Source organism: Dellaglioa sp. CoH-57-MRSF-18 (assembly GCF_056781995.1).
In genome coordinates, this window is sequence record NZ_JBXAXX010000002.1 from 114,576 (window position 1) to 140,003 (window position 25,428).

Genomic DNA, 25,428 nt, shown 5'->3' on the forward strand with positions numbered 1-25,428 from the left:
GGTCCAAAAACAGCTGTTTTTGTCCGGTTTTTTTAATTAAATAAAGGAATGATTTTTTGAAATTTTTTAAAAGCTTTTCCATTACTATTTTAAGTATTTTAGTACTAAGTGGTCTTATATTTAGTGGGCTGTGGTTTGCAACCGGCCATTTTTCGAATCATTCTTTAATAACAGTGCCCCATAAAAAAACAGCTCTTAAGCTAGTATCCCTTGGTGATTCTTTAACGCAGGGTGTCGGAGATGAAACGAATAAAGGTGGATTCGTTTCATTAATTACAGAAAAAATAAATACTGATAAAAATATGAAAGTAACTGCCTCTAACTTTGGCTTATCAGGAGATCGAAGTGATCAAATTTATAGCAGATTAAAGAAACAACCCAAAATGCAAAAAACGTTAAAAAAAGCCACTGTTATTACATTAACAGTTGGTGGGAATGACCTATTACAGGTTATACAAAAAAACATTTTATCTAATGATACTGATAAGTTAAATAAAGCTATTGATACTGAAAAAATGACTTATACAAAAAATTTAAATGATTTATTTAAAGAGATTAGAAAATATAATAATAGCGCGCCTATCTACGTTATAGGAGTGTATAACCCATTTTACGTTTATTTCCCCGAAATGAGTAGTATGAAAACGATTGTTAAATCATGGAATAACGTAACCAACAAGGTTGTTAAAAATGATAAAAATAGTTATTTTGTTAGTGTTGAAAAACAGCTTTCTGAAGGACAATATTATGGTAAAACAAGTAAATTAGCCAAGACTTTGGGTAGCTCAGACTTATCTGATTTATCTAGTTTTAATCTTGAAAGTGTCTTGCAAGAAAAAGATGAAAAAAATAACTATATTTCTATAACTGATCATTTTCATCCAAATAAAAAAGGTTATAAAAAAATGACTGATTTGTTGTTCAAATCAATGGAAGAACATCATTTATTTAAATAATGAGGAGAATTATGCCGAAAAGAACAGAAAAAACATCAACCACTTTTAACGCATGGAAAGTTGCGTTTATCATATTATTTTCTTTATTGATTGGCGTACTACTTTATTTTTCCGTTAGTATTATGAACCAATCCCAAGATCAAAAGACACTAACAACTCAAACCACTTCAAAAGCAACAAAAAGAACAGAACTAAGCGTGGAAATGAACAAGGAACAACTTAACGGAACCATTAATTATTATTTAAAATCAATTCAAAAAGGTCAATCAATTAAATATCGGTTTTTAGTAGATAAATCTGCTATATTAATGGGCACAACAAAAATTTTAGGACAAAATATTTCATTCACATTATATTCAGATCCAGTTGTAACAGATGATGGTAATATCTTGTTAAAAGCAAAATCTGTTGCTGTAGGTTCATTACCAGTTCCTAAAAAGTTTATAATGGATTATGTAAAAAATGCATATGATTTACCAAATTGGATTACGATTAATAGCAAAGAACAAACAATTATGCTTAACTTAAAAAAACTAGATATTGAGAATGGTATACAAGCTAGTGCAACCAAAATTGATTTAAAAACGAATGTTTTTAAATTCGATGTTTCTATCCCTTTAAATTAAATGAGGTATCAATTTATGAGACAAACATTTTATCAATTTTTAATGACCGAACGCAATGATCACGGTACGGATGAGGTGTCCCAATTTGCAAATAATGCATTTTATGATCAAAGTTTTCCTAAATTGTCAGATAAGTATGACTTTCTTTCTAATTATCTTGAATTAAATGCAGGATATTTACCTTCAATGACAATTTTTGATGACGCTTGGGCCCGATATTTAGACAAAATGAATTAGTGGGGAATTAAATTATGGAAAAAGATAAAAAAGAAAAACGTTTTAGATTTGGTCGTCATTTTTGGACCTTAATAGGGTCAATTTGTTTATCTTTTATAGTCGGAGCTGCTGCAATGTATTTTTTTGCAATTAGTCAAATTAATACATTAGTTGGGTCATTACAAACGACTAGTTCAGATTTAGCCAAAATTGAGTCTGTTTATTCGGCACTAAATAATTCTTATTATAAAAATATCAGTAAGAAAAAATTAGTCGATGGGGCTATCAATGGTATGGTCGACTCTACTGGAGATAAATTTACGGCCTATTTAGGTAAAGAAGATGCGACTAATTTAAATTCAACTATTTCTAGTAAATTTGTTGGAATCGGTGCTGAAGTCAAAATTAGCAAGAAAAATATTCAGATTGTTTCAGCTATTAAAGGAACACCAGCTAAAAAGGCTGGTTTGAAGACAGATGATATTATCCAAAAAATAGATGGTAAATCTATTTATGGTCTCAGTTTAGAAAAAGCTGTTTCAAAAATTAGAGGTAAAAAAGGAACAATAGTGAAACTAACTATTAAACGTGATTCATCAACATTTAATGTTTCAATAAAACGAGATGATATTCCTGTTAAAACAGTCTATAGTAGTATTTCGAAAAAGAATAAAAAAGTAGGATATATTCAAATTAGTACATTTTCTGAGGATACATCTAACGAAGTCAAATCTGCAGTGAAGTCACTTAGAAAAGATGGCGCTACATCGTTTGTCATTGATGTTCGTGATAATCCAGGTGGCCTTATGGATCAAGCATTAGCGATTGGATCAATGTTCTTAAAAGATGGTCAAACAATTATGCAGGTACAAGGCAAAACGGGTTCTCCTGAAGTATATAAGGCTGGTAAAAAATATGACTCAGGATTTAAAGTCACAGAAAAAACAGCTGTTGTCATTAATAAAGATAGTGCAAGTGCTTCTGAAATTTTAGCAGCCGCACTTAACCAATCTGGTAATGATAAATTAATTGGGTCAACATCTTATGGAAAAGGTACCGTCCAAACAATCAATACCTTTACAGATAAAACAGAATTAAAAGTTACCATTGCTAAATGGCTAACACCTGATGGTTCTTGGATTAATAAAAAAGGGATTAAGCCTACTATTTCAGCTGATTATCCTGCGTATGCTTATTCACCACTAATTAATACTGATAAAACATATAAATATGAAGACGTTACACCTCAAGTTAAAACGATTCAAGTTTACTTAAGCGCACTTAATTATTATAAAGACAAAAATAATGGTTACTTTGGTACATCAACGGTTAATGCAGTAAAAATGTTACAAAAAGAAAATACTTTAACTCAAACGGGCGAAGTTAACAAAGATACTGCTTTAAAAATTGAAACATTAGTTCAGAAAAAAATTTCAAAAAATGATCCTGCCTATGATGCGGCAATTAAATCGTTAACAAATTAATAAAAGACTGAAGAGGGCGAAACTAAATAGCGGAACTCTCTTCTTTTTGTGCACAAATTAAGGTATTCTGATTAAGAGAGTTAAATATAAAGAATTAAGCAAGTTAATTAAAAGTTTACTTGGCTTAACAAGGAGAATTTAAATGACAGTAATCCAATGGTTCCCAGGACATATGGCAAAAGCCTTAAGATTAGTAAAGGAAAAATTAAACTTAGTAGATATCGTACTTGAATTAGTTGATGCAAGATTGCCTGAATCATCTAGAAATCCGCAACTTGAGCAATTACTTGCAACAAAACCTCATATTATGGTTTTAACAAAAAAAGATATGGCCGATCCGAACGTTACTGCACGTTGGCTACAGTACTATGAAAACAAAGGAATTCCGGCAGTTGCAGTAGATAGTCAACACGGACAACTTAACGCTATCGAGAAAAAAATTAACGTTGTTTTAAAAGATAAAATAGCGTTACGAGAAAGTAAAGGTATCCTCCAACAACGAGTTAAGGTAATGTGTATCGGAATTCCGAATGTTGGAAAATCGACGTTACTAAATCATTTGTTAAGTAAAAATGTCGCCATAACTGGAAATAGACCTGGGGTGACAAAAGCACAGCAATGGTTAAAAGCCGGAAAATCAATGTCTCTTTTAGATACACCAGGTATTTTATGGCCCAAATTTGAAGATCAAGAAATCGGTAAACGTCTTGCTTTAACAGGAGCAATAAAAGACTCTTTATATGCAAAAGATGACATTGCATTATACGGGTTAGAACATTTTAAACAAACAAATCCAAAGGCATTACAAGAGAAATATAAATTAACGGATGAACAAATGCAGTTAAGTAATGTTGATTTATTATTAGATTTAACAAAAAAAATGGGTTTCAAAGAAGATTATGATCGTGCGAGTGAGAGAATTATATTTGATATTAGACAAGGTAAACTTGGTCGTTATACCTTAGAAATCCCTCAATTGGGTGGCGAATAGTTGTGACCAAATTTACAATTTCTCAAGTAAAAGAACATTTATTGAATAATCCATCGGATAATTTTATGCAAGAAATAGCTAAAGACTCTCGCAAAGGAGTTATTAAGCTTTTAATCCAATATAATAATAGACAAAAAAAACTAGTTGAACACCAAGAATTATTTAATCGTAGGTTAGTAATAGAAAGAGACCTATGGCAGAATGGTATTCCTTACATCGCTGGTATTGATGAGGTTGGAAGAGGACCGTTAGCTGGTCCAGTTGTTAGTGCAGCAGTTATTTTACCTCATAATTTCAATCTAATTGACGTGAATGATTCGAAAAAATTATCTGCATCTATGCGTGAAGCATTATACGTTGAAATATTAGCTACAGCTGTTTCAGTTGGTATATCTGTGATAAATAATCAAACAATTGATGAAGTTAATATATATCAAGCATCAAGAATTGCTATGTTAGAAGCTGTTAATTCATTGGACGTGAAACCACAACAATTATTGATTGATGCTATGACGATTGATAGCGATATTCCGCAGGAAAGTTTCATTAAAGGCGATTCTAAAAGTGCTAGTATTGCTGCTGCTAGTATCGTTGCTAAGGTTTACCGAGATCATCTCATGAACTTTTACAATGAATTATATCCAGGATACGATTTCAATCATAATGATGGATATGGAACTAAAAAACATTTAGCAGGACTTAGCAAATTAGGAGTCACTCCAATTCATCGTCGAACATTTGAACCAATTAAATCTATTCTAAAAAAATAATGAAATAAATTGCGTACCTTATTAGTATTAATGACTAATAAGGAGAAACAATGACAATAAGAGACACTTTAATTAAACTTAGACTATGTTCTGAAATAACGTATATTGGCGAAAATAAAATTTTTGATTGGTTACAACAGAATCCAAGTTGTACTGATTTAACTCTAGATGTAATTAAATCCATTTTAAATTTAAATAGTAAAAAAATAGCTAGTTTCAGTAAAGCTTACACTAGTATTTCATTGAAAAATGAGGTTATTACCAATAAGTTACATTCAACAATTGTGACTATTATTGATGAGGACTATCCGTATCGACTAAAAGAATGCTATCGACCACCAATTGTTCTTTTTATGCGAGGAAATACGCAATTATTAAATCGACAATCACTTGCTGTTGTTGGTGCTCGGCAAAGAACTGACTACTCAATAGAAGTAATACGATTATTATTACCAAATAGTATCCAAAATGATAAGGTAATTTTAAGCGGATTAGCAGCCGGCGTTGATACCTTGGCACACCAATTTACAATAGCTAACGGAGCAGATACAATTGCTGTTATTGGGACAGGTTTAAATATTTATTATCCAAAAATTAATGAAGATTTACAAATTGAAATTAGCAAAAAGGGACTTTTATTATCTGAGTACGGACTGAATACAGGACCACAACGTAATCATTTCCCTGAAAGAAATCGAATTATTGCAGGCCTTTGTGAATGCTTATTAGTTACAGAGGCTAAACACCATAGTGGTAGTCTTATAACTGCCAATTTAGCATTGCAAGAAAATCGCACAGTACTAGCTGTACCCGGATCAATTATTAGTCCTCTTTCACTTGGGTGTAATGAACTAATAATAGCCGGTGCAATGCCGATTATTAACGGTGAACAGATACTTGCAGAGTTCTATGAAAACTAGTTACGCTTGACAAGTCTCTCTAATATGCTTTAAGATTACTAACGATTTTAAAAATGTTATTGCTTACAATATAAATACTACGAAGGAGTTCAATTATGCCAGTAACCAAAAAGAAAAAGAGAACGCCGGCAAAAAAAAATCTAGTTATTGTTGAATCACCTTCTAAGGCTAAAACAATTGAAAAATACCTAGGCAGCAACTACCATGTTGTCGCTAGTCTTGGACATATTAGAGATTTACCACGAAGTAAAATGGGAGTTGACGTTGAAAACAACTATGATCCTCATTACATTTCAATTCGTGGTAAAGGCGATGTTATTAAAAGTTTAAAAAAAGAAGCTAAAAAAGCTAAAAATGTTTATCTAGCAGCCGATCCTGATCGTGAAGGCGAGGCAATTGCATGGCATTTATCTCATATTTTAGATTTAGATATCACGGACAAAAATCGTGTTGTTTTTAATGAAATTACAAAAGATGCAGTTAAAAATGCTTTTAATGATCCTAGATCAATTGATATGAATTTAGTTGATGCACAACAAGCTCGCCGTATTTTAGATAGATTAGTTGGTTATTCAATTAGTCCTTTATTATGGGCTAAAATAAAAAAAGGCTTAAGTGCTGGTCGAGTTCAGTCTATTGCTTTGAATTTAATTATTGATAGAGAAAAAGAAATTCGTGCATTTATACCAGAGGAATACTGGACTATTGATTCTGAATTTAAAAAAGGTAAAGAGAAATTTGATGCAGCTTTTTATGGTATTAAGGGAAAGAAAAAAGCACTTCATGATAATGAAGATGTTAAAAAAGTAATGGCATTAATTGATACAAAACAAGATTTTGATATCACCGCTGTCACAAAAAAAGAACGTAAAAGATTTCCAGCTTTACCATTTACTACAAGTACAATGCAACAAGATGCTAATAGAAAATTAAACTTTCGTACAAGAAAAACGATGATGGTTGCACAACAATTATATGAAGGAATTCATCTCGGAAAACAGGGTACTGTTGGTTTAATCACTTACATGCGTACCGACTCGACTCGTGTATCTACGACTGCCAAACATGAAACTGCTCAATTTTTACACGAAAAGTATGGTGAAGATTATGCAGCTATTAAGCCACGCAAAGGTAAATTACAAGAAGGTGCACAGGACGCACATGAAGCAATTAGACCTTCCTCTGTTTTACGTACACCTGCTTCAATGAAGGATTATTTAAGTAATGATCAAATGAAGTTATATAAATTAATTTGGTCGCGATTTGTTGCCAGTCAAATGACACCAGCTGTAATGGATACAATGTCTGTATCTATTGAACAAAATGGCGTTACTTATCATACTTCTGGGTCAAAGACTAAGTTTGCAGGTTATACAAAAATTTATGAGGATAACAAAAAGACTGATAATATTTTACCGGATTTAAAAGTTGGCGATCATGTTAAGTTAGCTAAAAATCAGCCTAACCAACATTTTACTCAGCCACCTGCTAGATTCACTGAAGCAAATTTAATTAAAACACTTGAAGAAAATGGTGTTGGACGTCCATCAACGTATGCACCAACCTTGGATACTATTCAACGTCGATATTATGTGAAATTAATTGCTAAGCGTTTTGAACCAACTGAACTGGGTGAAATTGTAGATGATATGATTGAAGCTTATTTTAGTGATATTGTGAATGTTAAATTTACTGCTGAATTAGAAAAAGGTCTTGATAACATTGAAGTCGGAGACGAAAATTGGGTTAAAGTTGTTGATGATTTTTATAAACCATTTTCAAAAAATGTTGAACATGCCCAAGAAACAATTGAGAAAGTTCAAATTAAAGATGAACCAGCTGGATTTAATTGTGAAATTTGTGGGTCACCGATGGTTATTAAGATGGGCCGATATGGTAAATTTTTTGCATGTACGCGTTTTCCAGATTGTCGTAATACAAAAGCAATCGTTAAAGAAATTGGTGTAACTTGTCCATTGTGTCAGCAAGGGGAAGTAATTGAACGTAAATCTAAACGAAATCGTTTATTCTATGGTTGCTCAAGATACCCAGATTGTGAATTCGTATCATGGGATAAACCTATTGGTCGCGAATGTCCAAAATGTCAACATTATTTAATTGAGAAAAAAGTAAAAGGTGGAAAACAAGTCAAATGTAGTAATTGTGACTATGAAGAAGCGGTTCAAAAATAATTGAATCTAACTAGCAGGGGGATTATATAATGGAAAATACTAGCGTTAATGTAATCGGTGCTGGTCTTGCCGGTAGTGAAGCTGCATGGCAGATTGCCAAGCGAGGAGTTCATGTTAATTTATACGAGATGCGCCCTATCAAAATGACACCAGCGCATCATACTGAGAATTTTGCTGAACTAGTTTGTACGAATTCTTTAAGAGCTAATCAAATTACGAATGCCGTTGGTCTTTTGAAGGAAGAGATGAGACAGTTAGATTCAGTTATTATGAAGTCAGCTGACCATAATGCAATTCCGGCTGGCGGTGCGCTAGCCGTTGACCGTGATAAATTTTCTGGTGAGATAACTGATTTAGTTAAAAATCATGAAAATATTACGGTTATCAATGAAGAGTTAACTGAACTACCAAAAGGTCCAACAATTGTTGCGACAGGTCCTTTAACATCATCAGGTTTAGCAGAATCAATTAAACAATTAAATGGTAGTGAGGGACTTTATTTTTATGATGCAGCTGCACCAATTTTAGAAAAATCATCATTAAATATGGATAAAATCTACTTAAAATCACGATATGATAAAGGTGATGCTGCATACCTTAATTGTCCAATGACTAAAGAGGAATTTATAACCTTTTATAAGGCACTAATAGGGGCCGAAACTGCTGAAATGCATGATTTTGAAGATGAAAAATTTTTCGAAGGTTGTATGCCAATTGAAGAAATGGCTAGAAGAGGCGCTAAAACAATGTTATTTGGCCCTTTAAAACCAGTTGGATTAGAAGACCCTAAGACTGGTAGAACACCTTTTGCCGTTGTCCAATTGCGTCAAGACAATGCAGTCGGTGACTTATACAATATTGTTGGTTTCCAAACGCATCTTAAATGGGGCGAACAAAAGAATGTTTTCTCACTAATTCCAGGTTTAGAAAATGTTGAATTTGTTCGTTATGGTGTTATGCATCGTAATACATTTATGCGTTCTCCTGATACACTGGAACCAACATATCAGTCTAAATTTAGAAATGATTTATTTTTTGCTGGTCAAATGACAGGTGTTGAAGGCTATGTAGAAAGTGCTGCAAGTGGATTATTAGCAGGGATCAATGCCGCACATCTTGTTTTAGGAGAAGAGCTAGTCGTACTTCCTAAAACAACTGTGATGGGAGCTATGGCCCATTATATAACACATGCCAGTGGTAAACATTTTCAGCCGATGAATGCTAACTTTGGTATTATCCCTAAATTAGGCACAAAAATTCGAGATAAACAAGAAAAAAATCAAGCGGTTGCAAATCGTGCTCTAGAGCATTTAGCAATTGTTAAACCAAGTCTTTAAATATTTATGAAATATCTGATAAAATAATTGAGTTATACTTCATTGTTGTGCTACAGTAGTAGCGTTCAATGAAGTTTTTTTATACAATAAATGAGTAACATGGAGGAGTTTATTATGGCAACTGTTTCATTTCATGCAACAACAATTTGTGCCGTTAAGCATAATGGTCACTGTGCAATGGCCGGTGATGGCCAAGTCACAATGGGTGAAAAAGTTATTATGAAGGGGACTGCTAGAAAAGTTCGTCGCATATATAACGATCAAGTAGTTGTTGGTTTCGCTGGTAGCGTTGCCGACGCATTTAATCTTGAAGAACGATTTGAAAAAAAATTAAATGAATTTAGTGGTAATTTACAACGTGCAGCAGTTGAATTAGCTCAGGATTGGCGTAGTGAACAATCCTTACAAAAATTAGAAGCACTTTTGATTGTAATGAACAGTAATGAAATGTTATTAGTTTCTGGTAGTGGAGAAGTAATTGAACCTGACGATGACATTTTAGCAATCGGATCTGGCGGAAATTTTGCTTTGTCTGCTGCAAAGGCACTTAAGCATCATACAACTGATATGTCAGCTAAAGAAATTGCTGAGGCATCAATTAATATTGCCGGTGATATTGATATTTTTACTAACCATCATGTCATCTCAGAAGAATTATAGAAAGCGGGTAAATTTATGACTATAAGTGATAAAACACCAAAACAGATTGTTACAGAACTAGATCAATACGTTATCGGTCAAAATGATGCAAAAAAGGCCATTGCTGTTGCATTACGTAATAGATATCGTCGGATGCAACTTTCTGAATCAATGCAAAAAGATGTTACACCTAAAAATTTAATGATGATTGGGCCAACTGGTGTAGGTAAAACTGAAATTGCTCGTCGTTTGGCAACAATGCTTGAAGCACCATTTATTAAAGTTGAAGCAACAAAATTCACTGAAGTTGGTTACGCTGGACGTGATGTTGAATCAATGGTACGTGACTTGGTTGACGTGTCAATTAAATTAGAAGAAGATGCTCAATATGGCCGTGTTTCAGGCGCAGCTGAACGTATGGCTGATAAACGACTTGTAAAACTTCTAGTTCCAGGTATTAAAAAACAAAAAAAAGCCGAGAATGTTAATCTTATGCAAATGATGTCTCAAATTCAAAAAGGTCAAATACCTGCCGGATTAGATGCAAAAGATGAAGAGGAGGTCACTGACGACATTAGAAATGAACGACTATCTGTATCGGAACAACTAAGTCGTGGTTTATTAGAAAATAACGAAGTGACAATTAAAGTTGATGAACCTAAACAGCCTTCTGGTATGAATGGCATGATGGGACAAATGGGCATCGACTTAGGAGATACCTTAAGTGCATTAACACCAACACGCCAAGTAGAAAGAACGTTAACCGTAGCAGAAGCCCGTAAAATTTTAATTCGTGAAGAATCAAAAAAATTAGTTAATGTAGCAGATATCAATCAAGCTGCAATTGAACGTGCTGAAAACACTGGAATTATTTTTATTGATGAAATTGATAAAATTACTTCAAAATCTCAAAAAAATAGTGGTGAAGTTTCTAGAGAAGGCGTACAACGTGATATTTTACCAATTGTTGAAGGCTCTCAAATTTCAACTAAATATGGTGTTATTAATACTGATCATATCTTGTTTATTGCATCAGGTGCTTTTCATGAAAGTAAACCTAGCGATTTAATTGCTGAACTTCAAGGTCGTTTCCCAATTCGAGTTGAATTAGATGATTTGAGCCAAGCAGATTTTGTTAAAATTCTTACAGAACCTCATAATGCCTTAATTAAACAATATATTGCTTTAATTGGCACTGATAATATTAATGTGACATTTACAATTGAAGCAATTGAGAAAATATCTGAAATTGCTTACAACGTTAACCACGATACTGAAAATATTGGTGCACGCAGACTGCATACAATTCTTGAAAAATTACTTGAAGATTTACTATTTGAGGGTCCAGATATGCAAATGGGTGACATAACAATTACTGAAAGTTATGTTGAAGACAAAATTGGTAACATCGTTGCTGATAAAGATCTTAGTCGTTATATTTTATAGGATAGGGTGAACTAAAATGACAGTTGAACTTAAAAATGATTTCATCACAGTCAAAATTGCTGAACAAGGTGCTGAATTAATCAGTATTACCGGAAATGACACATCTATTGAATATATTTGGCAAGCAGATAAACAATACTGGGGTAGACATGCCCCAGTATTGTTTCCATTTGTTGGGCGTTTAAAAAATGATGAATATGCGTATGATCATAAAACATATAAAATGGGTCAACATGGCTTTGCCCGTGACATGCTTTTTACAGTGGTTTCTAAAAGTAAAACATCAGTTGTTCTGGAATTAGGTTCATCCCCAGAAACAATCTCAAAGTATCCGTTTAATTTTAGATTGAGATTACATTACATTTTAACTAATCATCAAATAAAAGTAATTTACGATGTTTATAACCCCGATGAAAATCCTTTGTTATTTTCTATCGGAGGACACCCAGCATTTAACGTACCACTTAAAAATGCTTATTTAAATCTAGAAAATTATCAAATTGAAGTGGCACCAAATGTTGAAAGACGTCAAATTCCACTAGTTGGACCTTTTAGCGATATCGAAAATGCAAAATCAGTTAAGTTCAACGAACCTATTAAGTTATCTCGCGAAACATTCAAAAATGATGCCTTAATTTACGAATTGAAACAACTAGAAACGACTATCTTACTTTCAACACCTGAAGATGATCATGGTGTTTCCGTGACATTAAATGGTGCAGATTACGTTGGTATCTGGTCGAAATATCCTGAAAATTCACCATTTGTTTGTATTGAACCATGGTGGGGAGTAGCTGATAATATTGAATCTACTGGTAATTTATCAGATAAAAGTAATATTTATACGTTAGAAAAAAATAAATCGTTCGAAGGTTCGTATGAAATCACAGTATTTTAAAAAAAAAATCGATGAAATAATCATCGATTTTTTTTATTTCGTAAATATAATCCAAGACCAAAAGGTACCATACTCTCAGTACCATTTAAAATACGTTTTATGTTGTCTCTATGTTTATAAATAACAAATATAGTCAAAATACCTGCAATACTAGTTAATAACCAATCTTGAAATAATATCGCTGTTATCGTAATACCAATAAATCCAATGACACTTGCAACACTTACCATACTCGTTAAAAGTATTAAAGAAATAAACATGGTACAAGCGATAAGAAAAAATAGCGGATTATACGGTAATAAAATACCCGCACCAGTAGCAACTGCCTTACCACCTTTAAATCCAGTAAATATTGAGAATGTATGTCCAGCTACTGCACCTACACCAATTAGTAAAGGACTAACGGTTGATGCGACCCCAAACATATAAGGGAGGCTTGCAGCTATAATTCCTTTTGATATATCCATCACTAAGACAACAGTCCCTGCTTTTGGTCCAAGAACTCGATAAGTATTAGTTGTACCAACATTACCACTACCAAAATTTCTGATATCCTTTTGATAAAAATATTTTCCAATCCAAACCCCTGATGGAATTGATCCTAAAATATAAGCGATAATCAACATTAATATGATTGTACCCATGATAATTCACTCCTTTCAGCCAGTAAATCCAATAAGTAGTATTTTAACATTCTTTTAAGAAGACACCAAAATTTTTTATAAAATAGAACATCTATTCGGATTTCTCTTTACATTTTAAAAAAGAATAGGTTATTATAGTAACGTTACTGTAGGAATACAGAGTAAGGGGCGTTTAACTGAATGACTAATCAAAATAAAACAAAATACAATGATGATTCAATTCAAGTTCTTGAAGGACTAGAAGCAGTTAGAAAACGACCTGGTATGTATATTGGGTCGACAGATGGCAAGGGATTACATCATCTTGTCTACGAGATTGTTGATAACGCAGTTGATGAAGCCTTGTCAGGATATGGTTCACAAATCGACGTTACAATCCACAGTGATAACAGTATTACTGTTGTAGATTATGGTCGTGGTATGCCTATTGGTATGCATGCATCAGGAATACCAACTGTTGAAGTTATCTTCACTGTCTTACATGCTGGTGGAAAATTTGGCCAAGGCGGATATAAAACGTCTGGTGGACTACATGGCGTTGGCGCAAGTGTCGTTAACGCATTATCTTCATCATTAACAGTTGATACCGTTCGTGATGGTATTCGTTATGAAGAAAAGTTTAAAAATGGTGGGCATCCAGTTGGGACTTTAAAAAAATTAGGTGCAACTAAACGAGCAAATGGAACAACAGTAACTTTTAAACCCGATGAAAGTATTTTTTCAACTACAATTTATAAGTATGATATTTTAGCTGAAAGATTAAAAGAGTCTGCCTTTTTATTACGTGGTGTCAAAATTGTTTTAACAGATGAAAGAACTGATAAACAAGATATCTATCATTTTGAAGAAGGTATTAAAGAATTCGTTGCTTATTTAAACGAAGACAAAGATACACTTGGCGAAGTGATGTATTTTGATGGCATTAAAGATAAAATTGAAGTAGAAGTTGCAGCACAATATAATGATGGCTACTCAGAAAACTTAATGTCCTTTGTTAATAACGTTCGGACAAAAGATGGTGGTACACATGAAGCAGGAATGAAGTCTGCTTGGACAAAAGCATTTAACGAATATGCCAGAAAATTAGGTCTTTTAAAAGATAAAGATCGTAATTTAGAAGGTAGTGATGTTCGAGAGGGCCTTTCAGGAGTCATTTCAGTGCGAATACCTGAAGAGTTATTGCAATTCGAAGGACAAACGAAGGGTAAATTAGGTACACCCGAAGCAAGATCTATCGTCGATAGCGTTCTGAGTGAAAAACTTGGGTTTTATTTGATGGAAAATGGTGAGTTTGCACAAGAACTTGTTAGAAAATCAATTAAAGCTAGAGAGGCTCGAGAAGCAGCTCGTAAGGCTCGTGATGATTCAAGAAATGGGAAAAAGAAAAAGAAAAATGATCGCTTATTATCTGGGAAATTAACACCTGCACAATCGAAAAACGCTAAGAAAAATGAGTTGTTTTTAGTCGAAGGTGATTCTGCCGGTGGTTCAGCTAAACAAGGTCGTGAACGCAAATTCCAAGCCATTCTACCTTTACGTGGTAAGGTATTGAATACTGAAAAGGCAAAATTACAAGATATTTTAAAAAATGAAGAAATTAATACAATGATTTATACAGTTGGCGCAGGTGTTGGTGCTGAATTTAAGCTCGAAGACAGTAACTACGATAAAATTATTATCATGACTGATGCTGATACTGATGGTGCGCACATCCAAACCTTATTATTGACATTTTTCTATAAATATATGCGTCCACTAATTGATGCTGGGAAAATCTATATTGCTTTACCACCTTTATATAAAATTCAAAAAGGAACGGGTAAAAAAATAGAGAGTATCTATGCTTGGACCGATGAAGAGCTTGATAAAGCAACAACAAAAATTGGACGTGGTTACAACCTACAACGATTTAAAGGTCTGGGCGAAATGAATGCAGATCAATTATGGGAAACAACTATGGATCCAATGACAAGAACTTTAGTTAGAATTCGAATTGATGATCCTGCACTTGCTGAAAAAAGAGTGACAACCTTAATGGGCGACAAGGTAGAACCTCGTCGAAATTGGATTGAAGAAAATGTTCAATTTTCACTTGAAGAGGACGGTAGTATCCTTGATAAGGTATCAAGTAAACAAGTTACTGATTTAAAAAATGAAGAAGATTTAACATTATTTGAAGATCAAACAACGACTGACTAAGGAAGGAGGATTATTAATTTGGCTATAGAAAAAGATACATCAAAAATTCAAGAGCTGACCTTAGAAGATGTTATGGGTGAACGATTTGGTCGTTATTCTAAATATATTATTCAAGAACGTGCTTTACCTGATATACGTGATGGCCTAAAACCTGTTCAACGTCGTATTTTATACGCAATGAATCAAGATGGTAACACATATGATAAAGGGTTTAGAAAATCTGCTAAATCTGTCGGAAATGTTATGGGTAATTTTCATCCTCATGGAGATAGCTCAATTTACGAAGCTATGGTCCGTATGAGTCAAAACTGGAAATTACGAACACCATTAATTGAAATGCACGGAAATAATGGGTCAATGGATGGTGATTCTCCTGCCGCAATGCGTTACACAGAAGCTCGTACAAGTAAAATTGCGACTGAAATGCTACGTGATATTGAAAAAGAAACGGTTGATTTCGTATTGAATTTTGATGATACGGAGTATGAACCAACTGTTTTACCAGCAAGATTTCCTAATTTGTTAGTAAATGGTGCAACGGGAATTTCAGCTGGGTATGCAACTGAAATTCCACCTCATAATTTAAGCGAGGTTGTTGATGCCGTTGTTTATTTAATTGGTCATCCAAATGCGACTTTAGATAAATTAATGTCATTCGTTAAGGGCCCCGATTTTCCAACCGGTGGTATTTTACAAGGACTATCCGGCATCCAGAGTGCTTATAAAACGGGGCGTGGTAAAGTAGTCGTTCGTTCTAGAACTGAGATTCAAGAACTAAAGGGTGGTAAAACACAAATTATTATTTCAGAAATTCCATACGAAGTGAATAAAGCTGTTCTTGTTAAAAAGATGGATGAAATTCGCTTATTAAAAAAAGTTGATGGGATTGCTGAAGTTCGAGATGAAAGTGATCGTGAAGGACTACAAATTGCAATTGAATTAAAACGCAACGTCAATGCACAAGGTATTTTAAATTATTTATTTAAAAATACTGATTTACAAATTTCGTATAATTTCAATATGGTTGCAATTAACCATCAACGACCTGAGTTAGTTGGCTTAAAAAAATTCTTATCTTCGTACTTAGAGTATCAATTAAGTGTTACGAAAAAAAGAACTGAATTTGATTTAAAAAAGGCTGAGTCTCGTCAACATATCGTTGAAGGGTTAATTAAAGCTTTATCAATTTTAGATAAAGTAATTAAAGCAATCCGTGCAAGTAAAGATAAAAAGAGTGCTAAATTAAGCTTAATGGATCTGTTCGATTTCACAGAAAAACAAGCTGAAGCAATTGTTTCATTACAACTGTACCGCTTGTCTAATACAGATGTGACTGCGCTTGAAAAAGAAAATGCAGAGCTTGCTGCAAAAATTATTGATTACAAAGCAATATTGGCAGATCCTAGTAAGTTATCTGATGTTGTGAAAAAAGAGCTTAAACAAGTATCTAAAGAATATGCCACACCTCGACTAACTGAAATTCAAGAACATATTGAAGACATTAAGATTGAAACAGCAGTTTTAGTAACTCCCGAAGATGTTCAAGTATTAGTTAGCCGTGATGGTTATCTCAAACGTAGCTCATTACGGTCATTTAACGCCTCAGGAGTAAATGAGAATGGTTTGAAAAACGAAGATCAAATTGTATTTAATGAATCTGTTAACACATTAGATCATCTATTTATGTTTACAAATAAGGGAAATATGATTTACCGTCCAATTCATGAAATAACTGAGGCAAAGTGGAAAGATACTGGGGAACATATTTCACAAACTATTGGATTAGATACTGATGAATATTTAATTAAAGCATTTTCTTTCAAAAAAGTGAATGTCCCTGGTAAATTTGTTTTTGCAACTAAAAATGGATTCATTAAACAAACACTGGTTTCCGACTTACAACCCGGACGAACTTATAAAGGTCATGCAAGTAAATTCATGAAATTGAAGGAAGCTAACGATGATGTTATCTTGATTTCATACTTGAAAGAAACGGATGACTCGTTATTCATTTTTAGTGCTTCACATGATGGGTATGGATTAAAGTATCCTCTCGAAGAAGTTCCTGTTGTCGGATCTAAAGCAGCTGGTGTAATCGCGATGAATCTTAAGAAGGATGATTATGTTGCCGCTACTTGTTTAGTAACTGAACATAGTCAGATTGGATTATTAACACAGCGCGGTTCATTTAAGCGTATGGCTGTATCAGAAGTGAGCTCGACAAGTAGGGCGAAACGTGGCGTTCTTGTTCTTAGAGAGCTTAAGAAGGAACCTCATAGAGTCGTTGGCATGAAACTCATTACTAAAGATGTGAATTTAAATGCCCTTACTGAAAGTGGCAATGAATTTATTATCGAACCAATGTCATATCCGCTATCTGATAGATATTCAAATGGTTCATTTGTTATTGATACAGAACAATTAGGAATACCTAATAATTTAAATGAGATTAATTAATAATTAAATTGTTAAAAAAAGGCAAATTTGTTTGCTCTTTTTTTTTATTACGCTTATTATACTAATATGACTATTAATTTCTAGAACTGAGGAGATCACGCTAATATGAAAACAAAGCAAGAAAATATATTTTCATCAAAAACGTTAACATATTTTTTACAGCTTGCAGATATAATGAATTATACGCAAGCAGCCCAAATATTAGGAATCACACAACCTGCATTAACACAGCAAATTAAAAAATTAGAAAGAACAGTTGGTGCACCACTTTTTTATTCTGTTGGTAAAAAATTACATCTTTCTGATGCTGGCTATACAATGCTAGATGCAACACACCAAATCTATGAAACATTAAATAAAGCAACGAATGAAATTCAACAATCAACAAGTGCAACACAAGGAGAAATTACTATCGGGATTTTGGCTTCAATCGAAGACGAAGTGTTTGATGATTTTGTTATCCAGTACTATAAAAATAATCCAGATATTATTGTGTCATTCCATTTACTAACGCGTAAAGAAATTTGGAGTGAACTTGAGAATAATAAAATTGATTTAGCTATTATGTATCTTCCAGATGAAAGTATTAAAAACTGGAAACCATACGAAAGTAAGAAAATCTTTACTGAAGATTTATTGTTTTTACATCATAATGAAAAGTTATCTTCTAAAAAGAAAGTTAGACTTCAAGAAACAATTGATAATGTTTGGGTCACTTATCCAAGTGATTATTATCTTGATAAAACAATTAAAACAATTTATCAAAATCAATTAGTTAACCTGCCAAAGAGTGTTGCTAGATTTACATCACCCACACAGATTTTAAAATTTGCTCGTGCAACACATGCTTATTCAGCATTACCAACTTCATTTTTAACGGCTCATCCTGAAAGCAAAGACCTTTGGACATCTCATTTTGATCCAGAAATAAAATTTGATTTGTCATTTGTCTTTAGAAAAGATAAAGATGAAATTCCTAGAAATGAACATTTTTTAAATGCATTTGATAAATTTTTAGAAGAAAAAGATTACATGACTCGACTTAAAGAAATTAACAAATAAAAAGGAGATTATAATAATGACTAAACAATTAATTTTTGGACATCAAAGTCCTGATACAGACGCAGTTGTAGCTGCTAAAGCATTCTCATATCTACAAAATAAATTAGGTTTCGATACTGAAGCCGTTACCTTAGGAACATTAAGTGAAGAAACAAAATTTGTTTTAGATTACTTTAATGAACCTGAACCAAGAATTATTGAAACAGCTAAAAATGAGGTTGAATCAGTTATGTTAGTTGATCATAATGAATCTCAACAAAGTGTTTCTGATATCGCTGATCTTGTTGTAACAGACGTTGTCGATCATCATCGTATTGCTAATTTCACAACCAATATGCCTCTTAATTTCCGCGCAGAGGCTGTCGGTTGTTCAAGTACCATCCTATGGAAAATGTTTAATGAAAACAATATTGAAATTCCTGCTAATATTGCAGGATTAATGATGTCAGCTATTATTTCTGATACATTGTTATTCAAATCACCTACAACGACTCCAGTTGATATTGAAGCAACTAAAGCACTTTCTAAAATTAGTAACACTGATTACAATGTATACGGATTAGATATGTTAAAAGCTGGAACTAATTTATCTAGCAAAACTGAAACAGAATTGATTAACGGAGATGCCAAATCTTTTGATATGGCTGGTAAAACAGTACGTGTTGCTCAAGTTAATACCGTTGATTTAGAAGAAGTTTTTAACCGTGAAGCTGCACTAGTTTCAGCGATTGAAGATGATAGTAAAGCTAATAATTATGATTTATTCTTACTATTAGTTACAAATATCCTAGACAGTGATTCAGAACTATTAGTTGTTGGAGAACCTAAAGAAATGGTTGAAAAAGCCTTCAACACAAAACTTTCTGATAACAAATTGTCATTACCTGGTGTTGTTTCAAGAAAAAAACAAGTTGTTCCTCAATTACAAGCTGTTTTTGAAGCTTAATAAAAAATCTTAAAAGTTTAGACTTTATCTCTAAGCTTTTTTATTTTAAGGAGAATTTAGGATGCTACCTGAAGAACAAATTCAAGCAGTTAAAATATATACGCAAAATAAATTAGCGTCAGATACTTCTGGACATGACTTTGCTCATATTGAACGAGTCGTTACAAATTCAAAAACGATTGCCTCAGAAATTCATAATATCAATTATTTAATAATTGTTCTTAGTAGTTATTTACATGACGTAATTGATGATAAAGTAGTCGATAATGTTAAAGAAGAAGTAACTAATTTAACAAATTTTTTAACATCTATTGATTTAACTTCACTTCAAATTAATGATATTTTAATAATTATTAAATCAATTTCTTTTAAAAACCAATTGAACGATAATACTATTAACTTGCCCGAAGAAGCAAAAGTTGTTCAAGATGCTGATCGATTAGATGCAATTGGTGCTGTCGGTATTGCTAGAACTTTTTATTACGGTGGACATGTTGGCAGTAAAATATATGATCCACATCGTGGTCCAAGAAGAAATATGACCCCAGAAGAATACAGGAATATTGAGAATCAAACGGTCATTAACCATTTCTACGAAAAGTTATTGACACTTACAGAAACAATGAACACTGAACCAGGAAAACGAATGGCTAAAAATAGACATCAAATTATGTTAGATTTCCTTGAGAATTTCAAATCTGAATGGGAAGGAAAGTCATAAAATAAAAACGATTAACTCAATATCGAGTTAATCGTTTTTATTTTATAATTTATTAATAGCATTCCGTTGTTCTTCATCAATCATATGGGTATATAACGCAGTTGCACTTGTCGAACTCTGACCCAATTGTGTTGCTACAAGTTGTTCATTCTTCGTCTCTAGGTACAATTTAGAAGCGAGTGTATGGCGTAGTTTATGCGGCGTAACACGGACTTTAAATGCAGATGAGTACTTGGCTACCAATTTTTCAATTGTACCACTCTCAATGCGTTTTCCAATTCCACGATATGATGAACAAAATAGGGCTTTTTCCATTTTATCTACTTTATAGTTCATTGTACGCACTTCAATATATTTAACAAGATAGGGGATTACCCACGGTGCAATTGGCACAGTATCCTTCTTGCCACCTTTTCGAATGACGGTAATATTATTTGTTTTTAAATTTAAATCAGGTAGGTCACTATTTGCAACTTCTGAAACCCGTAAACCACTACCTAGCATTAAAGCGTTAATAGCAATATCGCGATCTTTATCCCGTTTGAAAAAGGAAAGACCTTTAGGCTTTAACAAATCGGCATATTTTTGATCAATAAAGTTAATATAATCACGATCTTCAGTTCCAAGCATTAATTTATCTTTAATATTTGCTGCACGTGTAGCAAACGTTTCGTTATCTTTTACGACAGTAATTTTTTTCATCACATTACGATAAAAATATGGCTCTCCATCTTCTTTTTCCGTTTCTTCAGAAAGATACCTGAACAATGAAGAAATCGCTGTTAGAGAACGATTTACAGTGCTCCTAGAGAGTTGTGTGTTGCTATTTGCATTATTTGATTTACTTCTAGAAAGTAGGGAGGATTTATATAGTTCCATATCTTCCTTTTTTAAATGTTCTAAAACACTAATATCGATTGTCTTAATTGATTTTTCGTTAACAATACCTTCTGCCAGTAACCAATCAAAAAAACGTCTAAACTCTGTTAAATATTGATATAACGTTGCATTGGATAGGGGGATTGTAGATTTAGATTGATAGTATTCCTGCGCATACCAAGGTTGGTACTGTAATTCATTCTCAATTAATTCTAAATATTTTTCTTTTCTCAAAAATACACCTCATTATAACGGATAGTTTAATACGTAGAGAATAACACATTAAAGAGTTACAATTCAACTTTAATGAAAGTTGAACGCAAAATGTTCTTATATCAAACAGTATGATACATATTATTTAAAATTAGTGTTTATTCACAAAATAACTAATATATTTAATACTTTAGATTTTAAGTAATCCTTATATAGCTAATACCATAATTTGGCAAATTATGGTCGTCATGCTTGATATGTATCTACAAATATTAGTGTTAATTATATAATTTATTGGAGAATAATAATTGTAAATATATTTTATGATGAACAAATTATATTTACATAAAATAAAATGAGCGAGATACAAATACAAAACGAATGATAATTTAAATAGACTTGTTTAAAATCAGTAAGATATTGCGCTACTAAACTTTCATTAAATTGTGTGTTTTAACTAAAGTTGGATAGTGTTAATATGATAAGTCTCAATTTACCACTCATTTGATGCTTTTAAACTTTATCTATTAACTTAAAATTATTTTCTCCGACATACTATTATCTAGTCACAGTTACATCTTAATTATTATTTGAAAACAAAAAACTAACAACCGATTAAACCGGTTGTTAGTTTTAATAACTCTTAAGCTTGATCAAAGTCTTTAATCCACGCTAATGCTAATGCTTTTTCACCTAAATGTGTCCCAATGACTGGTCCAAAGTAACTGATATCAAATGTCATATCAGGATATTTCTTCTTCATTTTAGTCTGCCACTTAATTGCTGACGTTTCATCATTTGCATGAATAATAAGTCCACGTAAAGGATAATCAACAGATGCACGATGCTCTTCAAATAAATCTTCTACACGCTTAATTGCCTTCTTAGTTGATCTAATCTTTTCAAATGCAACAATTTTATTTGAAACACTATCAAATGTTAAAATTGGCTTAATTTTAAGAACACTTCCAATAAAGGCTGAAGCATTAGACAAACGACCGCCTCGTACAAGATTTTGCAAATCATCAACAATGAAATATTCACCTAACGTTGTCTTCAAATCATCTAATCGGGCAATGATATCATCGATAGAGGCATCTTCTTTAGCCATTTTAGCAGCTTCCAAAGCTAAATATCCCATTAACATAACTGTGATACCAGAATCATACGGTATCACACGAGTTGACTCAATTGTTGGTGCTATATTTTTTAAATTATCAATAAATCCTGAAATTGTATTTGTTAAATGAATACTTAAAATAATATCATAGCCTTCGCTACCTAATTTATCATATAAGTTAATCATTTCCCCAACAGAAGGCTGTGAGGTACTTGGAAAGGATGCAGATGTCTTTAATTTTTCATAGAATCCTTCAGTTGTAATATCAACGCCTTCATTATAAATTTTATTGTCAATAATGACTGGGATAGGAATTATAGTAATATTGTTCTCTTCAATCTGATCTTTAGATAGGTACGAAGTACTATCTGTTACAATTGCTATTTTCATTAATTAAACACCTCATTTTATGACGGTTTAAACGTCAGTCCTCGTTAGACTTTTGTCTAAGCGATTTAATAATATTCTTAATAAATTTTGTTCATCTTCTGGCCACTTTTCAAAAATAGTTGCTTCAAGTTCAGTAAAACCTTTATCAACTGCTTTTGACGACTCAACGCCGATTTCAGTCATTGTATAAATCAATTGGCGTTTATCGTCACCGATACTATGCTTATCAAGCATTTCTTTTTCAACTAAGCGTTTTAATTGTCGACTTAGTGTTGAGATATCTAGATCTGTTTCTACGGCCAATTTTTCCTGTGTGTTAAATTTAGCACTTATTTTCTTTAATAACTGCCACTCAGATATTGTTAATTGATTTTTTTTAGTTAAACGTTGTAAAATCACTTTATACTGTTTATCAATTGATAGTAAGTTTTCAAGACTTGTTTTCATTTTGTTGACCCCTTAAATTCGATATACCTTGCATTATACAATATATAGACTAAAAATGGCAAGAAAACTATTCAATAATGATTCTTTGCGATTTATCGTTTAAAACGTTACACTTGTAGTTATTAAACATATTTTATAGAAAGTGAGTTGATTAAATGTCATTTGATGGCGTTTTTACTCATGCAATGATTAGTGAACTAAGAACCAAACTAATCGGTGGTCGGGTCTCAAAAATATCACAACCCTACCCTAATGAGGTTATTATTACAATTCGTGCAAATAGAAAGAATCAACCCTTACTATTATCTGCACATTCAAGTTATGCTCGTGCACAAATTACAAATATTCCCTATTCAAATCCTAAAACACCAACTAATTTTACTATGATGCTTCGTAAATATTTAGAGAGCGGTCAACTTGTAGCAATTGATCAGATTGCTAATGATCGTATTATTAATTTTTCATTTTTAACTAGAAATGAACTTGGTGATGAACAACCTCTAATTTTAAGTTTAGAAATGATGGGACGTTATAGTAATTGTCTACTAATTAATCCAACTAATGATAAGGTTTTGGATACCATTAAACATATTAGTTCAGACCAAAATCGATATCGTATGCTAATACCTGGTGCAACCTATCGTCAGCCACCAGCTCAAGATAAATTAAATCCATTTACAGATACAACTGATACATTTAAAAAACTTTTATCCGAGTTTCCAAATAAGGAAGTCCTAGCGAAGGAACTTCAAAATAGCTATCAAGGTCTCGCTGGTCAATCTAGTTTAGATCTTGCAACTGCACTTCATACTAATGTTGAAGACCCTAGTGTCAGCTGGTCAACTTTCTTCACACAATTTGATACACCGACACCAACTATTTTATCTGGCAAACGTCTTGATTTTTCGGCCATTCCAAATAAAGAAATTGGTACTGGTCAAGAATTCGATTCATTAAGCGAAATGCTGGATACTTACTATCTCGATAAAGCAAATAAAGACCGCGTTCAACAACAAGGTAGCCATTTAATCCGCGTTGTTAAAAATGAGCTCAAAAAGAACCGTGGTAAACAAAAAAAATTAGAAAAAACTTTAAAAAATACTGAAACAGCGGATCAATTACGGGTCCAAGGTGAATTATTAACTACTTATCTTCACTTAGTTAAACAAGGAATGACAGAAGTTTCATTACCTAATTTCTATGATAATGAAAAAGAAATGACCATTCAATTATCCAATCAAATTTCACCTTCAAAAAATGCACAAAAATATTTTAAAAAATATCAAAAACAAAAGAATGCAGTTATATTTGTTAATGAGCAACTTCTCCTAAATAAAAAAGAAATTGCTTACTTAGAAGAAATTCAATCAGAAATCGAGTTAGCTGAACCTAAAGACTTACCAGATATTAAGGTTGAATTACAACAACAAGGTTTATTAAAAGAACAAAAATTGAATAAAAATAAAAAAGCAATTAAAATTAAAATAAGTAAACCAGATGAATATTATGCAACAGATGGAACCCTTATCTCTGTTGGTAAGAATAATCTTCAAAATGATCAACTAACCATGAAGACAGCCAATAAATCTGACATCTGGCTACATGCTAAAAACATTCCTGGTTCCCATGTAATTATTCACAGTTCTAATCCTAGTGATGAAACAGTCACAGAAGCGGCTAACTTAGCTGCTTATTTCTCAAAATATCGTCAATCAGCATCTGTTCCAGTAGATTATATCCAAGTTAAACGGATTAAAAAGCCCAATGGCTCAAAGCCAGGTTTTGTTGTCTACGAAGGTCAAAACTCAACCTTTATTACACCAGACTTACAAAAAATTATGGCTATGCGTCGTAAATAAAAAGTTTCAACTAAGA

22 protein-coding genes are annotated in these 25,428 nt (G+C 32.6%); 18 read left to right on the top strand and 4 right to left on the bottom strand.

Annotated features, from left to right (window positions below; genetic code table 11):
• Positions 1 to 56: 56 nt before the first annotated feature.
• The 12 genes from AC1RPG_RS02360 (at position 57) to AC1RPG_RS02415 (ending at position 12,475) form a co-directional block, all read left to right on the top strand.
• A complete protein-coding gene (locus AC1RPG_RS02360) occupies positions 57 to 956 on the top strand; it encodes an SGNH/GDSL hydrolase family protein (RefSeq protein ID WP_481762178.1) in 900 nt (299 codons plus the stop codon).
• Between the two features lie 11 nt (positions 957 to 967).
• Positions 968 to 1,582 carry a YpmS family protein gene (locus AC1RPG_RS02365; protein WP_409022524.1) on the top strand — a complete coding sequence of 205 codons (615 nt, stop codon included), beginning with the start codon at positions 968 to 970 and terminating at the stop codon, positions 1,580 to 1,582.
• 15 nt (positions 1,583 to 1,597) lie between these two features.
• Positions 1,598 to 1,819, top strand: a complete 222-nt coding sequence (locus tag AC1RPG_RS02370; RefSeq protein WP_409022525.1) for a YozE family protein — start codon at positions 1,598 to 1,600, stop codon at positions 1,817 to 1,819.
• A 14-nt stretch (positions 1,820 to 1,833) separates the two neighbouring features.
• A complete protein-coding gene (locus AC1RPG_RS02375; protein ID WP_481761331.1) occupies positions 1,834 to 3,282 on the top strand; it encodes a S41 family peptidase in 1,449 nt (482 codons plus the stop codon).
• A 142-nt stretch (positions 3,283 to 3,424) separates the two neighbouring features.
• Complete coding sequence (ylqF, locus tag AC1RPG_RS02380) at positions 3,425 to 4,273, top strand: ribosome biogenesis GTPase YlqF (RefSeq protein ID WP_481761330.1); 849 nt, start codon at positions 3,425 to 3,427, stop codon at positions 4,271 to 4,273.
• Positions 4,274 to 4,275: 2 nt separating this feature from the next.
• Complete coding sequence (locus tag AC1RPG_RS02385; RefSeq protein WP_481761329.1) at positions 4,276 to 5,043, top strand: ribonuclease HII; 768 nt, start codon at positions 4,276 to 4,278, stop codon at positions 5,041 to 5,043.
• A gap of 50 nt (positions 5,044 to 5,093) precedes the next feature.
• A complete protein-coding gene (dprA, locus tag AC1RPG_RS02390) occupies positions 5,094 to 5,963 on the top strand; it encodes a DNA-processing protein DprA (RefSeq protein WP_481761328.1) in 870 nt (289 codons plus the stop codon).
• Positions 5,964 to 6,058: 95 nt separating this feature from the next.
• On the top strand, positions 6,059 to 8,155 hold the full coding sequence (topA, locus tag AC1RPG_RS02395; RefSeq protein WP_481761327.1) for a type I DNA topoisomerase: 2,097 nt from the start codon (positions 6,059 to 6,061) through the stop codon (positions 8,153 to 8,155).
• A 29-nt stretch (positions 8,156 to 8,184) separates the two neighbouring features.
• Positions 8,185 to 9,492, top strand: coding sequence for an FADH(2)-oxidizing methylenetetrahydrofolate--tRNA-(uracil(54)-C(5))-methyltransferase TrmFO (gene trmFO, locus AC1RPG_RS02400; protein WP_481761326.1), 1,308 nt, complete (start codon positions 8,185 to 8,187; stop codon positions 9,490 to 9,492).
• A gap of 114 nt (positions 9,493 to 9,606) precedes the next feature.
• Positions 9,607 to 10,152 carry an HslVU peptidase proteolytic subunit gene (hslV, locus tag AC1RPG_RS02405; protein ID WP_409022532.1) on the top strand — a complete coding sequence of 182 codons (546 nt, stop codon included), beginning with the start codon at positions 9,607 to 9,609 and terminating at the stop codon, positions 10,150 to 10,152.
• Positions 10,153 to 10,167: 15 nt separating this feature from the next.
• Positions 10,168 to 11,577 (top strand): ATP-dependent protease ATPase subunit HslU, encoded by a 1,410-nt coding sequence (gene hslU / locus AC1RPG_RS02410; protein WP_409022533.1) that lies wholly within the window; start codon positions 10,168 to 10,170, stop codon positions 11,575 to 11,577.
• A 16-nt stretch (positions 11,578 to 11,593) separates the two neighbouring features.
• Positions 11,594 to 12,475 carry an aldose 1-epimerase family protein gene (locus AC1RPG_RS02415; RefSeq protein WP_481761325.1) on the top strand — a complete coding sequence of 294 codons (882 nt, stop codon included), beginning with the start codon at positions 11,594 to 11,596 and terminating at the stop codon, positions 12,473 to 12,475.
• A 20-nt stretch (positions 12,476 to 12,495) separates the two neighbouring features.
• On the opposite strand, the gene plsY is transcribed toward AC1RPG_RS02415, so the two are convergent.
• On the bottom strand, positions 12,496 to 13,119 hold the full coding sequence (gene plsY, locus AC1RPG_RS02420; RefSeq protein WP_481761324.1) for a glycerol-3-phosphate 1-O-acyltransferase PlsY: 624 nt from the start codon (positions 13,117 to 13,119) through the stop codon (positions 12,496 to 12,498).
• A gap of 180 nt (positions 13,120 to 13,299) precedes the next feature.
• Here plsY and parE point away from each other — a divergent pair, with 180 nt between their 5' ends.
• The 5 genes from parE (at position 13,300) to AC1RPG_RS02445 (ending at position 20,504) form a co-directional block, all read left to right on the top strand.
• A complete protein-coding gene (parE, locus tag AC1RPG_RS02425) occupies positions 13,300 to 15,318 on the top strand; it encodes a DNA topoisomerase IV subunit B (RefSeq protein ID WP_481761323.1) in 2,019 nt (672 codons plus the stop codon).
• 24 nt (positions 15,319 to 15,342) lie between these two features.
• The gene (parC, locus tag AC1RPG_RS02430) at positions 15,343 to 17,775 is read left to right on the top strand and encodes a DNA topoisomerase IV subunit A (RefSeq protein ID WP_481761409.1); all 2,433 of its coding nucleotides are present in this window, start codon (positions 15,343 to 15,345) and stop codon (positions 17,773 to 17,775) included.
• A 105-nt stretch (positions 17,776 to 17,880) separates the two neighbouring features.
• Entirely contained in the window at positions 17,881 to 18,837 is a 957-nt protein-coding gene (locus AC1RPG_RS02435) for a LysR family transcriptional regulator (RefSeq protein ID WP_481761322.1), read from the top strand.
• A 16-nt stretch (positions 18,838 to 18,853) separates the two neighbouring features.
• On the top strand, positions 18,854 to 19,783 hold the full coding sequence (locus AC1RPG_RS02440) for a manganese-dependent inorganic pyrophosphatase (RefSeq protein ID WP_481761321.1): 930 nt from the start codon (positions 18,854 to 18,856) through the stop codon (positions 19,781 to 19,783).
• Positions 19,784 to 19,844: 61 nt separating this feature from the next.
• A complete protein-coding gene (locus AC1RPG_RS02445) occupies positions 19,845 to 20,504 on the top strand; it encodes an HD domain-containing protein (protein ID WP_481761319.1) in 660 nt (219 codons plus the stop codon).
• A gap of 42 nt (positions 20,505 to 20,546) precedes the next feature.
• Here the strand turns inward: AC1RPG_RS02445 and xerS are convergent, their stop codons facing one another.
• The 3 genes from xerS to AC1RPG_RS02460 form a co-directional block, all read right to left on the bottom strand.
• Positions 20,547 to 21,617, bottom strand: a complete 1,071-nt coding sequence (gene xerS, locus AC1RPG_RS02450; RefSeq protein ID WP_409022540.1) for a tyrosine recombinase XerS — start codon at positions 21,615 to 21,617, stop codon at positions 20,547 to 20,549.
• Between the two features lie 622 nt (positions 21,618 to 22,239).
• Complete coding sequence (locus tag AC1RPG_RS02455; protein WP_481761318.1) at positions 22,240 to 23,106, bottom strand: DegV family protein; 867 nt, start codon at positions 23,104 to 23,106, stop codon at positions 22,240 to 22,242.
• Positions 23,107 to 23,133: 27 nt separating this feature from the next.
• Positions 23,134 to 23,553 carry a MarR family winged helix-turn-helix transcriptional regulator gene (locus tag AC1RPG_RS02460; RefSeq protein ID WP_481761317.1) on the bottom strand — a complete coding sequence of 140 codons (420 nt, stop codon included), beginning with the start codon at positions 23,551 to 23,553 and terminating at the stop codon, positions 23,134 to 23,136.
• A gap of 155 nt (positions 23,554 to 23,708) precedes the next feature.
• Between AC1RPG_RS02460 and AC1RPG_RS02465 the strand changes: the two genes are divergently transcribed.
• Positions 23,709 to 25,412, top strand: a complete 1,704-nt coding sequence (locus tag AC1RPG_RS02465) for an NFACT RNA binding domain-containing protein (RefSeq protein ID WP_481761316.1) — start codon at positions 23,709 to 23,711, stop codon at positions 25,410 to 25,412.
• The last annotated feature ends 16 nt before the right edge of the window (positions 25,413 to 25,428 follow it).